General features: G+C 71.0%; 11 protein-coding genes and 3 pseudogenes. 9 read left to right on the top strand and 5 right to left on the bottom strand.

Translation table 11 applies throughout. From position 1 onward, the window contains the following. Positions 1 to 98: pseudogene (locus AC3EUJ_RS33665) on the bottom strand (transposase); the annotation flags it as partial. A gap of 262 nt (positions 99 to 360) precedes the next feature. Further along, positions 361 to 960, bottom strand: a complete 600-nt coding sequence (locus AC3EUJ_RS33670; protein ID WP_431968207.1) for a TetR/AcrR family transcriptional regulator — start codon at positions 958 to 960, stop codon at positions 361 to 363. A gap of 103 nt (positions 961 to 1,063) precedes the next feature. Between AC3EUJ_RS33670 and AC3EUJ_RS33675 the strand changes: the two genes are divergently transcribed. From AC3EUJ_RS33675 to AC3EUJ_RS33690, 4 genes are all read left to right on the top strand, one after another. Beyond that, entirely contained in the window at positions 1,064 to 1,762 is a 699-nt protein-coding gene (locus tag AC3EUJ_RS33675; protein ID WP_431968209.1) for an NADPH-dependent F420 reductase, read from the top strand. Positions 1,763 to 1,815: 53 nt separating this feature from the next. After that, on the top strand, positions 1,816 to 2,151 hold the full coding sequence (locus tag AC3EUJ_RS33680) for an MDR/zinc-dependent alcohol dehydrogenase-like family protein (protein WP_431968211.1): 336 nt from the start codon (positions 1,816 to 1,818) through the stop codon (positions 2,149 to 2,151). Positions 2,152 to 2,717: 566 nt separating this feature from the next. After that, a complete protein-coding gene (locus tag AC3EUJ_RS33685) occupies positions 2,718 to 3,599 on the top strand; it encodes an LLM class F420-dependent oxidoreductase (RefSeq protein WP_431968213.1) in 882 nt (293 codons plus the stop codon). Positions 3,600 to 3,848: 249 nt separating this feature from the next. Then, positions 3,849 to 4,190: a Rossmann-fold NAD(P)-binding domain-containing protein gene (locus AC3EUJ_RS33690; RefSeq protein ID WP_431968215.1), complete on the top strand. Its 342-nt coding sequence runs from the start codon at positions 3,849 to 3,851 to the stop codon at positions 4,188 to 4,190. 143 nt (positions 4,191 to 4,333) lie between these two features. On the opposite strand, the gene AC3EUJ_RS33695 is transcribed toward AC3EUJ_RS33690, so the two are convergent. Both AC3EUJ_RS33695 and AC3EUJ_RS33700 read right to left on the bottom strand, forming a co-directional pair. Beyond that, positions 4,334 to 5,773 carry an extracellular catalytic domain type 1 short-chain-length polyhydroxyalkanoate depolymerase gene (locus tag AC3EUJ_RS33695; protein ID WP_431968217.1) on the bottom strand — a complete coding sequence of 480 codons (1,440 nt, stop codon included), beginning with the start codon at positions 5,771 to 5,773 and terminating at the stop codon, positions 4,334 to 4,336. 175 nt (positions 5,774 to 5,948) lie between these two features. Then, the gene (locus tag AC3EUJ_RS33700) at positions 5,949 to 7,283 is read right to left on the bottom strand and encodes a tannase/feruloyl esterase family alpha/beta hydrolase (RefSeq protein ID WP_431968255.1); all 1,335 of its coding nucleotides are present in this window, start codon (positions 7,281 to 7,283) and stop codon (positions 5,949 to 5,951) included. A 143-nt stretch (positions 7,284 to 7,426) separates the two neighbouring features. Here AC3EUJ_RS33700 and AC3EUJ_RS33705 point away from each other — a divergent pair, with 143 nt between their 5' ends. The 5 genes and pseudogenes from AC3EUJ_RS33705 to AC3EUJ_RS33725 all read left to right on the top strand — a co-directional run. Next, complete coding sequence (locus AC3EUJ_RS33705) at positions 7,427 to 7,681, top strand: PucR family transcriptional regulator (RefSeq protein ID WP_431968219.1); 255 nt, start codon at positions 7,427 to 7,429, stop codon at positions 7,679 to 7,681. A gap of 363 nt (positions 7,682 to 8,044) precedes the next feature. Then, entirely contained in the window at positions 8,045 to 8,638 is a 594-nt protein-coding gene (locus AC3EUJ_RS33710; RefSeq protein ID WP_431968221.1) for a TetR/AcrR family transcriptional regulator, read from the top strand. A 573-nt stretch (positions 8,639 to 9,211) separates the two neighbouring features. Beyond that, on the top strand, positions 9,212 to 9,556 hold the full coding sequence (locus tag AC3EUJ_RS33715) for a DsbA family oxidoreductase (protein WP_431968223.1): 345 nt from the start codon (positions 9,212 to 9,214) through the stop codon (positions 9,554 to 9,556). Positions 9,557 to 9,757: 201 nt separating this feature from the next. Beyond that, the gene (locus tag AC3EUJ_RS33720) at positions 9,758 to 10,720 is read left to right on the top strand and encodes a quinone oxidoreductase family protein (RefSeq protein WP_431968225.1); all 963 of its coding nucleotides are present in this window, start codon (positions 9,758 to 9,760) and stop codon (positions 10,718 to 10,720) included. A 204-nt stretch (positions 10,721 to 10,924) separates the two neighbouring features. After that, positions 10,925 to 11,026: pseudogene (locus tag AC3EUJ_RS33725) on the top strand (IS5/IS1182 family transposase); the annotation flags it as partial. Positions 11,027 to 11,202: 176 nt separating this feature from the next. On the opposite strand, the pseudogene AC3EUJ_RS33730 reads toward AC3EUJ_RS33725, so the two are convergent. After that, positions 11,203 to 12,088, bottom strand: a pseudogene (locus tag AC3EUJ_RS33730) (aldehyde dehydrogenase family protein). Between the last annotated feature and the right edge of the window lie 88 nt (positions 12,089 to 12,176).

Consider the following 12,176-nt stretch of genomic DNA (forward strand, 5'->3'; position numbering starts at 1 on the left):
TGTTCTTGATCCCGGTCAGGATGGTCTGCCAGTACTTGGCGCCCTCCCCGCCGCTGCCGGCCCAGGCCGAGGATCTCGCGGTAGCCGTCGGCGGTGAGGCCGTTTGACCCGGCCGGCGGAGCGTCATGCGGAGTATCCGCAGGTCAATGGCTTGAACGGACGAATGCGGCGGCGCGGTGAGCACAAAGCATTGAGGGGCGGCCCTCCCCGCAGTGAGCGGGAAGGGTCGTGATCGCCGGTCACGTGCCGTCCGCGAGCCGGCGCACCGCGCGGGAAGGGGCCGTTGTGACGGCGACGGGGGGCGGGATTGGTCCAGGTGGCGACTTGGGACTGCGTGAACGCTTGACGTGCGCAAGGTGGTTATGCGGATGATGTCGGGGTGAGCACGGGAGCCACGGTGCGCTCCGCCCAGTCTCTGCCGGTGCTGCGTCCGGCGAGGTGGTCGGCGTAGAAGACGCCGAGCAGGGCCGAGGCCAGTGTGTCCGGGTCGGCGTCGCAGGCGAGCTCGCCCTGCGTGCGGGCCCGGTCGAGCAGTCGCCGCAGGGCCGCGCGCCGTGGTTGCACCGCATGCTCGCGGAAGAGTGCCAGCAGTTCGGGAGTGTGGGCTTCCTCGGCCAGGCAGGTGCCGATCAGGGCCACGCCGCCGGTGCGGATGAGGGTGGCGGAGAAGTCGGCGAGCAGGGCGACGATGTCGGCGCGCACGTCCCCGGTCTCCGGCGGTGCGGAGCAGGGGTGCAGGGTCTTCAGTGCGGCCGCGGCCAGCTCGGCCTTCGTTTTGAAGCGCAGGTGGATGGTCGCCTTGCTGACTCCGGCGGCCCGCGCGACGGCGTCCAGGGTCATGCGGGTGAAGCCCTGTTCGGCGAGCAGGGTCAGTGCCGCGGCGAGGATCGCGGACTCCTTCCCCGCGCAGCGGGGCCGTCCCGCAGGGCTGCGGCAGCCTTCCGTCTCCGTCTTTTCCATGTGACCAGGATAGCCGTATTGCAATACCGAACCACTCGGTTTAGATTTAGAGGCGTCGGGCGGACCCCGTCGCGACGTCCACCCTCGGAAAGGACCTACCTCCATGCGTTACACGGTTCTCGGCACCGGAGTCGTCGGGCGGACGATGGCCGCCCGGCTTGTCTCCCTCGGCCACGAGGTCGTCGTCGGCACGCGCGACCCGAAGGCCACGCTCGCCCGCGTCGAGCCCGACGCCTACGGCAACCCGCCGTTCTCCCAGTGGCACGCGGCCAACCCGAAGGTGCGCCTGGAGACCTTCGCCGACGCGGCCGTCTGGGGGGAGGCGGTGGTCAACACCACCTCCGGTGCCGCGACCCTGCAGGCGCTCGAAGCCGCGGGTGCCGCCAACCTGGCGGGCAAGGTGCTCATCGACATCGCCAACCCGCTGGACTTCTCCCAGGGCATGCCGCCGTCTTTGAACCCGGTGAACACCGACAGCCTCGGCGAGCAGGTCCAGCGGGCCTTCCCCGAGGCCAAGGTCGTCAAGACGCTGAACACCATGAACTGCCAGGTCATGGTCGAGCCGTCCCGCGTTGCGGGCGAGCACGACGTCTTCGTCTCCGGCGACGACACCGACGCGAAGAAGGCCGTCACCGAACTGCTGGTCTCCTTCGGCTGGCCCGAGGCGAGCGTCATCGACCTCGGTGACATCACCACCGCCCGCGGCACCGAGATGCTCCTGCCGATCTGGCTGCGGCTGTGGGGCGCGGTCGGCCACGCCGACTTCAACTTCCACATCGCCGGCGCCCGCACCGGCGCCTGACCGCGGCCCGGTGGCCCGGGCCCCGACCGGGGCTGGACAGACCCCGTGTCCGCGTGGAGGCGTTCGGGCTCGATCCGGTCGACCACCGGATCGCCGTCGCCGGCCATGCGGACTGGGCCTGGCCGCGCGTGCCGGATCCGGACGTGGTGGGTGTCGTCGACGCGCTGGGTGAGGGTGTCACCGGCACCCATGTCGGCCGGTGTGCGGCCTGCCCGGTTGATCTGCGCCACCGGGGAGGCTTCGGGGAGTACGCGCCGGCCCAGGCCGCCGTCCCGTGCCGGCCTGGCCCTGCGCGGCGCCGTGTCGGCCACCGCGCTGCTGTGCGCCGGGCGACCGCGCACAAGGAGTCGTCGGCCGCCTGGGTGTCGAGGCGGGCGACGCTGTGCTGATCGCCGGCGGCGTGGGCGGACTCGCCGTCCGGATCGCTCCCCCGGGCGGCGCCTGCGCGATCACGTCCCCGTTCGCACGGAACACCGGATGGGTCCCGGGCTCACTGCGCACGAAGCCATCGGCTACTGCGGCGAAGACATCACCGCCCGGGTCCAGGACGAGACCGACGGGCGCGGCATGGGCGCCGCGGTGGACCCGTCGGATCCGCGTCGGACACGGAGAGTACGTTTTCACTCACCCACGGCAGTGGGATCGCCGCCGTCGCAGGTCGTCCCGACCCGGGCGCCGTGCCACTGCTCAGGACCACCCGTCGGTGCACGGGATCGCCCTCGGTGCCGCCTACGCGCACGGTGACGAGCGACCCCGTGTCGATACGGCACACATGCTCACCGACCCGATGGCCCTGGTCGCCGTCGGCCGAGTCGACCCCCATGCTCGCCGGGGCCGGCGTCGGCCGACGTCCCGGACGCGCTCGTCGAGCCGGCCGGCCGCCATGTGCGGGGCGGGATCGTCGCCTCCATCTCCCCTGCCCCGTTCCCCGCTCCTCCTGAGAAGGGCATACACCATGAAGACCGGCATCCACCTTGTCTCCTTCGACGTCCCCGGCGGTACGCCGGCCATCGCGCCGGTGCTCACCGAAACGGCGCAACTGGCCGAAGAGGCGGGCATCGCCTCGCTGTCGCTGATGGATCACTACCTGCAGATCGGCGGCATGGGCCTGGGCGACGTCGACGCCCCCATGCTGGAGGGCTACGCCACCCTCGGCTTCCTCGCCGCCCACACCCGGGCGATCCGGCTGCATCTGCTGGTCACCGGTGCCACCTACCGGCACCCCGGCCTGCTCGCCAAGATCGTCTCCACTTTGGACGTGCTGTCCGGCGGCCGGGCCACGCTCGGTATCGGCGCCGCCTGGTACGAACGCGAACACCACGCCCTCGGCGTGCCGTTCCCGCCGCTCGCCGAACGCTTCGAGCGTCTGGAGGAAGTCCTCCAGATCGTCCGCCAGATGTGGAGCGAGAACAACGGCCCGTACACCGGCAGGCACTACCGACTCGCCGAGACCCTCAACTCCCCTCAGCCGCTGACCCGTCCGCATCCGCCGGTGCTCATCGGCGGCGGAGGCGAGAAGAAGACCCTGCGGCTGGTCGCCAAGTACGCCGACGCCTGGAACATCATGGGAGACCTGGAGACGGTGACGCGCAAGTCCGAGATCCTGCGCGAGCACTGCGAGCGCGAGGGCCGCGACGTCGAAACCATCACCAAGACCCTGATGCACCTTGGCGCACCACCGCACGACGCGGCCTCCACCGACGCCTTCCTCAAGGACATGCAGGGTTACGCGTCCCTCGGCTTCGAAGAGGTCCACCTCATGCCGTTCGGCCCCGACCCGCGACCGGTCGTCCAATACCTCGGCGAGCACGTCGTCCCGCGCCTGGACGCCCTCTGAGCACGCAGAACGGACCGGCCCCGCTGGTGCGGACTGCGGACACCCACGGCAGGAGCCGCGCCAAGGTCCTCATCCGCCGGGCACTGCAGAAGGGTCTGGTCGTCACCGGCTGAGACCCCACCACGCGGCGCGTGTGGTGACCGTGAGCTCCGGCGCCCAGGCCATGGGCAGGATCGACTTCGGCAACCTGCAGGGCGAGCGCGGCTACTCCGGCCAGCGCGCGCCTACAACCAGTCCAAACTCGCCAACGTGCCCTTCAGCTACGAGCTCGCCCGCCGCATGGAGGACACCGGCGTCACCGCCAACGTCCTGCACCCCGGCGTCGTCCGTACGGACTTCGGCAAGGAAGACCCCAGCCGCGTGCTGCGCCTGCTCACCCCGCTTGTCCGGCCCTTCATGCCCAGCCCGGCCAAGGCCGCCGCGACCTCCGTCTACCTCGCCATCTCCCCCGACGTCGCGGACGTGTCAGGCGGCTACTTCGCCAAGAGCAGACCCGAGCGCAGCAGCAAGCTCTCCTACGACCGGGAACTGGCCGCCCGTCTGTGGCGCGTCAGCGAGGAGCTCACGGCGCTTTCTGTACCACAGGCCTGACCGGGCGGACGGGGGTGGAGCCTGCTCCACCCCCCGGCAGCGGATCACCGGGCGGATCCCCGTGTCCACCGCCTTCACCGCCGGGGGCGCCGGGCCCCGGTTCACCGCCCGGCGGATCAGGGCGAGCCGGGGCCCGGGCCTGGTCAGGCGGGGCAGCCGGAGTCGGCGATCACGTAGTAGCCGGTGGAGGTCTCCTCCAGCGTGTGCGTCACGTAGAGGTTGTACAGGCCCATGTACTGGTTGGAGCCGTTGGCATAGACGTATCCGAGGCTCTGGTGGGCCCGCCCCGCGACGACCTGGTTGTAGTTGCTGTCGGTGAAGCATCGCGGCTGGTAGCCGGTGGTGGTCGCCGTCACGGCCGCGGAGGACGCGCCCACGCGGCCGGAGGCGTCGGCGGCGGCGACGGTGTAGCGGTAGCCGGTGCCGGAGGCGAGGCCGGTGTCGGTGTACGAGGTGGAGGCCGTCGAGCCGACCTTCGTCCCGTCCCGGTAGACGTTGTACGAAGCCGCGTCGCTGACGGCGCCCCAGGACAGCGACACGCTGTTGTCGGTGGTGCCTGTGACCGTCAGGCCGCCGGGGGCGGGGAGGCTGCCCGTGCCGCCGGAACCGTCCAGGCCCCAGAACCTCGCGGTGTAGTAGCTGGAGCAGATGTAGTTGAGGTAGTAGGTGCCGGTGGTGCCGCACTGGTCTCCGGCGGATCCGGGGCTGACGGCGAGGCCGTGGGCCATGCCGGAGACGGTGTAGGTCTCGACGGCCGGCTTGCCGCCGGCGTCGTCGTAGACGGCCTGGGTGGTGCCGCCGGGGAGGGACGCGGTCGAGGACGGGGTCTGGCTGATGCCCCAGACGTTGGTCCACTGGTCGCGGGACTCGGTCGCGTTGGCCGGGTTGACGGTGGTGTCGGCCGTGCCCTGCCAGACCGCGACGCGCGGCCAGGGTCCGGTCCAGCCGCCCGAGGCGCCGCGTACCAGGTCGCCCCACTGCTGCGGGGTCTTGCCGACCGGGTTGTTCTGACAGGTCAGACCGCTGATCAGGTCCGTGGCGCAGCCTGCGGGGATGCCGGAGTCGATGGATCCGCCGGCGAAGACGTCGGGGTAGTCGGCGAGCATCACGGCGGTCATGGCACCGCCGGCGGACAGCCCGGTGATGTACACACGGCTCGCGTCGCTGCCGTACTGCGTCCTGGCGTAGTCGACCATCTGCTTGATGGACAGCGCCTCGCCCTGACCACGCGTGTAGTCCTGGGACTGGAACCAGTTGAAGCACGAATTGGCGTTGTTGGCGCTGGTCGTCTGCGGAAAGACCAGCGCGAAGCCGTAGGCGTCGGCGTACTTGGGCCAGCCGGAGTGGCCGAAGTAGTCGCTCGCGCTCTGGGTGCAGCCGTGCAGGGCGACCACCAAGGGGGCGCCGGAGGGCAGGTTGGCGGGGACGTACGCGTACATCGACAGGTTGCCGGGGTTGGAACCGAAGCCGCTCACCTGGGTGAGCGAAGCCGCCGAGGCGCTGTGCGGGACGGTGAACAGGGCGAGCAGCAAGGCGAGCAGTGCGGCCCAGCAGGTCTTGCCGGCGCGGTCGCGAACCGACATGGGTCCTCCCTTGTCGAGGGGTGCGGGGACGGGACCGCGCCCGCCCCGGGCGTCCCCCCGGAGCGGCGCGGTCCGCTGCACCGTAGAACCGCGGCGGTCGCTTGCCAGCGGGAGCGGCCCACAGTCCTCGCTCGCCCGAGGTGTCGGCCGCCTCCAGGTCACGTGCCGCCGGGTGTCACCGCAGTGCGCAGGAGTTGATCAGGTCGCCCGACGCGGGCTTGGGGACCGTCCCGCTCGCCGGAGGGGCGGCGCGGTGCTCGACCCAGTCGGTGAGCGCCTCGAACGCGCTGCGATAGCAGGGCAGGATGGGGCGCAGCCGGTCCGGGTAGGCGTTGTAGAGGCCGTCCACATGGGTGCCGCCCTCGATGGTGTAGTAGCGGTGCAGCCGGGAGCGGTGCCGGTCGGCGATCATGCGCGCGTACACGTCGGAGTCGGTGGCGATCGGCAGCAGCGCGTCGAGCGAACCGTGCAGGGTGATCATGGGCCTCCCGATCCGGCCGGTCAGTGACACCCCGTCGACCGCCCGGTGCACGGACCGGGGTCTGGCTGCGTAGTCGTAGGAGGCGTCCGAGGCGCAGGGAGCCAGGATCTCCGCGGTCGTCGAACCTGCCGACGCTCCGGGGCAGCCGGGATCGTACGACGGGTCGAATTCGGCGCGGTACACCTTCTGGGTCAGGCCCCAGTAGACGGTCTCGTGGTACGGCCACAGGAACTCGGTGCCGGGGGTGAACCCGGCGGCGATCATGTCGTCGTGGCCGGCCCGGCCCGCCTGGTACGCGACCGCGGTCGGCAGGTAGGTGAACAGGTTCGGCCCCTTCGCGGTCCAGAGCGCGCCTTCCCAGTCCACCCCGCCGTCGTACAGCTCCGGGTGGTTCTCGAGCTGCCACCGGGTCAGATATCCGCCGTTGGAGATGCCGGTCATGTAGGTACGGCCCGGGGCGCGCCCGTACGCCTGCGCGACGACGCGCTTGGCGGCGAGGGTCAGTTCGGTGGTGCGCCGGTTCCATTCGGCGATCGCGTCGCCCGGCCGGGTGCCGTCGGTGTAGAAGTTCTGGCCGCTGTTGCCCTTGTCGGTGGAGGCGAAGGCGTAGCCCCGGGCGAGGACCCAGTCGGAGATGAGGGTGTCCAGGGAGTACTGCTTGCGCACGCCGGGGGCGCCGGTGACGACGAGACCGCCGTTCCAATGGTCGGGCAGGCGGATCACGAACTGTGCGTCGTGGTTCCAGCCGTGCGTGGTGTTGAGATGTGAGGAGTCGGGGAAATAGCCGTCGATCTGGGTGCCGGGCACACCGGTGGGGTTCTGGGTGCCCGCGGCGGCCAGCGAGGCCCAGTCCGTGGAGTCGGTGTACGGGGTTCCGGCCAGGGCGCTGGTGGTCATGTCGTCGTGGCAGGAGATCTGCTGCAGTCCGGCGCCGGGCACGTGGATCCGGTCCAGTCCTTCGCAGTGGTGCTCCGTCTCCGCCGTGGCGTTCGCGGACAGTGCCGCCGTCGACAGGAGCACGGCGGACAGCAGGACGAGGGTGCGTCTCAGCGGCGCGCTGCCTCGATGTCCTGCTCGCGCTCGACCGCGACGGAGAGGGGGCGTCGCCCGGTGAACTCGGGGTCTACGGGCTGCTGTTCCACCAAGCCGGCCGCGAGGAACTGCACCGCTTCGTGCGCCGCACCATCGGCCCCGTCCTCGACTACGACGCCAGGCGCGGCGGCGAACTCACCCGCACCCTGATCGTCTTCTTCGCCTGCGACTCGAGCCTGAACCGCACCGCCGAACAGCTCTATGTCCACGTCAATACGCTCTACCAGCGGATCGACCGCATCACCTCACTCCTCGGCCCGCACTGGCGCGGCGGCGACCAGGTGCTGCAGGTGCATCTCGCCCTCAAGATCCACATGGTGCTCTCCGCCAAGTGATCACGGGCGGCCGCGCAGACCGCCGAGGACGCGTTCGCCGGGGCGGGCGGCCCGTCCCGGACCCAGCGGCACACGGCCCACCAGCCGCCGGATCCGCGACGCCGCGCCACGAATGCGGCTTAAGGCCCTGGCCGCCGCGGCAACGGCCGGCCCGGTCGCGCAGACCGTCCTGGTCGGCCGCAGCGAGGGCGGCGTCGGCGTGCTGCGGCTGCCGGACACCGAAGAGCCGACCGGCAGCCCGGCCCGCATCTTCCGCCTGTGGCCGGGGACAGCACCGACACGTTCCGGCCACCGCCCTGCCTCCGGGACGCACGGGAATCCGTACCGAACCGCTCGGTGCGGATTCCCGCCTATCCTGTCGGAATGGGTGACACTCAGACCAAGAGCGCCGGGCGGCCGCGGTCGTCCGAGAAGGACGCCGCCATTCTCCAGGCGGCGCTGGAGTTGCTGGCCTCGCACGGCTACACGCGGATGAGTCTGAGCCAGGTCGCTGCCGCCGCACAGGTCAGCAAGTCCACCATCCACCTGCGCTGGAAGACCAAGGCGGACCTCCTGACCGCGGCGCTGGCGGCCCTGCGCATGGCCGACGCCCCGCCGCCGAGCGGGGACACCCGGGCCGACCTGACGGCGATCCTCCAGGACTTCGCCGCGACCGTGGAGCGCGTACGCGGCATGGCGCTGATCGGCACCTGTCTCGCCGAAGAAGCCCACACCCCCGAGCTCCTCGCCTTGCTGCGCGAGCGCACCGTGGTGCCCCGGCGCGCCCTGCTGGTCCAGGTCCTCGAACAGGCACGCGACCGCGGTGAGCTCCGCTCCGGCGCCGACCTGGAGGCAGCCGTCTCCGCACTACTCGGCCCTTTCTATGCCGACTACATGGCCGGCCGCGGCGGCCGTGCGGGCTGGGCCGAAGACGCCGTGGACCTCGTCCTGACCGGCCTGCGCCCGACGGGCCGCTGAACACCCGCAGCGCGGCGGAGCATCACACCTGACGCCGCGCGTTCCGATGAGGCCCGGCCCGCCCCGCGGGCCCGGCATCGGCGCGGCGGTGCGGGCCGCCGCGCCGTTGCCGCCCCGCCCGTAAGGGGGCCAGGGCACATCTTCCCCGGGCACCCTCTGGGCATCCACCGCCTCTGACGCGACCCTCCATACGGCATGCAATCTGCAGTATGGAATTGGACATCGTGGGGAGGACAGCACATGGCGGGATCCAAGAGCCACTCCCCTGCGGGGCGGCCGGACGCCGTCGCCCGCGAGGACCACCCCTGACGCGGCCGCTGCCGGGCCGTCGTCGCATGCCCTGGGAACGGTGCACCCAGTCGACGCTCCTTGGAGCCGAAGCAGCGGTTGACCAGCATGGCATTCACGTCGGCCGCCTTCGCGATCTCGCGATGGTCGGCTTCGGGTGCCGTTCTGCCCACCGGTGCCCTGGCCACGTCCCGGCTCAGCGTGTCCGTGCGGCGGGCCCTTTAGTTGCTCTTCTGCTCCGTGCGGTCGGTGTCCCAGCGGGTGTGGAAGGTGCCGGGGCGGTCGGTGCGGTGGTTCTACGACCCGCAGCATCAAGTCGAACTTGCCGTCCGCGCGGGCGTCAGCGAAGCCGACGCCCGCGCCGTGATGACTGACAAGCAGGCTTATGCCGCCCAAGTACGCGCGGACGAGGCCGAGGCCGCACAGTTGGGCATCACAGGCGTGCCGTTCTTCGTGGTCGATGGGAAGTACGGACTTTCCGGCGCCCAACCGGCCGAAGCCTTTACCGAACTGCTGGAACGGGCCTGGGCCGACCGCGGACCACAACTGACGATCCCTGACACCGGCGGCCAAGCCGGCTGCGACGCAGAGGGGGCCTGCGCAGTGCAGCACAGCTGGCGCGAGCCGTGAGGGCCTCATTCTCGCTCAACCGTCCAGTAACCCCCGTCCGACCTGGGCATTCAGCCCGTCCCGGATGCCTGAGTGATCAGCGCCCTTGATGTCATATTCTATACTGACCATTCGGTAAACAACTAGTGCGCGGCTGCAACCGTGCCTGAGAACCGAACATCACGGCCGCCTCGGCGGCCCCCATCAGAGAGAAGTAGTGCGATGAAGGCTGTAGGCGTCTTCCGCTATGGCGGTCCCGAGGTACTCGAGGTCGTGGACCTGCCCCTCCCCGCGGTCGGACCGGGACAGATCCGGGTGCGCGTGCACGCGGCCTCGGTGAACCCCTCGGACGTCCTGCTGCGTGAGGGCCACACCGACCCCATGCTGCGAGGACGCCTGACCCCGCCTTACCGACCCGGCATGGACGCTGCCGGCGTCGTGGACGAGATCGGTCCGGAAACAGACACCGATCTGCAGGTCGGTGACCGCGTGATGGCGATCGTCATCCCCATCGACCCCTCCGGCGGTGCCTACGCGCAGTACGTGGCCCTCGACGCCCGGCAGGTCGTCAGGGCCCCGGCCGGAACCACCCACGTCGAGGCCGCCACCCTCCCGATGAACGGGCTGACCGCACGCCGTGCCCTCGACGTACTCGGCTTGACTCCCGGCGACTGGATCGCCGTCACCGGCGCCGCAGGCGCCATGGGCGGCTACGTCGTACAACTGGCCAAGGCGGACGGGCTGCGCGTCGTGGCCGACGCGGCTCCCGCAGACGAGGAACTGGTGCGCTCACTGGGCGCCGACCGGATCGTCGGCCGAGGGCCGGGCGTGGCCGCGCGCATCCTCGAGGTCGTTCCCGGCGGCGTGGAAGCCGTCGTGGATTCCGCGGTCATGGGCCCCGAGGTGCTCCCCGCCATCCGGCCCGGAGGTCAGCTGGCCCTCGCGCGCAGCGAGGGAGAACCGGGCACGACTCCCCTGGGCGACCCCGCGAACGTCATCGTCCGGAACGTCTTCGTGCCCGACTACCGCCATGCCAACGACAAGCTCGACGACCTGCGCGCGCTCGCAGAGGAAGGCCGCATGTCACTGCGGGTCGCAGCCGAATACCCCGCCGCCCAGGCGGCCGAGGCCCATCGCCGTTTCGAAGCAGGCGGCGTACGCGGCCGACTGGTCCTCACCTTCTGACAGCCCGGCACCCGCCTGCAGCAGCAGCCCAAAGCCTTAGACCGACCGGCGAATGGTGGGCTGCCTGGCGGCTGGACGCTGTGAGTACGAGACAGGCACGGGCCTGAGTGATCATGGAGTTCTCTACGCTCAGCGATCACCGGAGGGCCCGTGCCTGCTGTGCCATCTTGCTGCTCGAACCCCAGAGATCGCCCGCAAGGGCGTGCCCGCAAGGGCGTGCCCGCACCGATCCAGGCCGGCAAACGGTGGGTGGTCGAGCGTTCGCACGCGTGGATGAACGGCTACGGCAAGCTGCGGCGCTGCACCACGCCAGGTTCGCCGACGCGGAACGAACCGCGCAGGAGCGACTGCGCCGGCATCTCGTCCGGCGACCGGGTCACGTTCGGCGGCCGGACGGCCGCGCCCGCACCGTGGAGGGGCGTGCGCGGCCGCGCGTACGAGGCCGGGGCGGTCAGCGGAACGCGGCGACGGCCCAAGTACCTTCAACCGGCCGTCACCCCGGCCGGTTCCGGCCAGCGGCTCGTGATGACCTTCCCCCGCGTGTAGAAGTGCACCGCTTCGCTGCCGTACATCCGGTGGTCGCCGAAGGCCGAGTCCTTCCGGCCACCGAAGGAGTGGTAGCCCACCGGCACCGGCATCGGCACGTTCACGCCCACCATGCCGGTCTCGACCTCGAGTTGGAACCGGCGTGCCGCGCCGCCGTCGCGGGTGAAGATCGAGCTCGCGTTGCCGAACGGGGAACCGTTGACGATACGCATGGCCGCCTCGTACGTCCCCGCGCGGACCACGCACGGGACGGGGCCGAAGATCTCGTTCCGGTAGGCGTCCGAGTCGGTGCCGACCCTATCGGCCTTGCTGCTCGGCTTGTGCACGAAAGTGTTCCCGCAGGCGATCGCCATGGGGAACATCCACATGCCGATCATCGCGGGGAAGTTGAACGGCGAGATGCCGACGATCACACCGAGCGGCTGACGGACCGACGCCACGTCGGTCAGGCCCGCCACCTCCGTGGACGTCTCGCCCTTGAGGGCCGTGCCGAGCCCGCACGCCAGCTCGACGATCTCCAGGCCCCGAGACACCTCGCCCAGCGCGTCCGCGCGGACCTTGCCCTGCTCGGCGGTGATCAGCGCGGCGAGGTGGTCGCCGCGCGCGTCCAGCAACTCGCGGTAGCGGGAGGAGGATTGCCGTCCGCTGCGCGAGCGAGGACGTACGCCAGCCGGCGAACGCCTCCTTCGCTGCGGCGACCGCGGCGTCGACCTCGGCGGCGCCGGCCATCGCGACCTGCGTGGTGACGTCTCCGGTCGCCGGGTCGGTCACGGGGCCCCAGGATGCCGGACGCAGCAGCGGCGCCCCCGAAGGGGTCTTCATGGGCGCTGAGGGTGGGCAAGGTGCGGACGCGTAACGCTGTCCAGTCCCGCCAGTGCGCGGTGCCGGTGATACGGGCGACCAGCAAACT

It is taken from the genome of Actinacidiphila sp. bgisy160, assembly GCF_057707815.1.

Excerpts from the sequence above, each read along its gene's own strand:
- AC3EUJ_RS33710 (WP_431968221.1), top strand. The coding sequence starts at position 8,045 with ATGGGTGACACTCAGACCAAGAGCGCCGGGCGGCCGCGGTCGTCCGAG.
- AC3EUJ_RS33695 (WP_431968217.1), bottom strand. The coding sequence starts at position 5,773 with ATGTCGGTTCGCGACCGCGCCGGCAAGACCTGCTGGGCCGCACTGCTC.
- AC3EUJ_RS33685 (WP_431968213.1), top strand. The coding sequence starts at position 2,718 with ATGAAGACCGGCATCCACCTTGTCTCCTTCGACGTCCCCGGCGGTACG.
- AC3EUJ_RS33675 (WP_431968209.1), top strand. The coding sequence starts at position 1,064 with ATGCGTTACACGGTTCTCGGCACCGGAGTCGTCGGGCGGACGATGGCC.
- AC3EUJ_RS33670 (WP_431968207.1), bottom strand. The coding sequence starts at position 960 with ATGGAAAAGACGGAGACGGAAGGCTGCCGCAGCCCTGCGGGACGGCCC.
- AC3EUJ_RS33720 (WP_431968225.1), top strand. The coding sequence starts at position 9,758 with ATGAAGGCTGTAGGCGTCTTCCGCTATGGCGGTCCCGAGGTACTCGAG.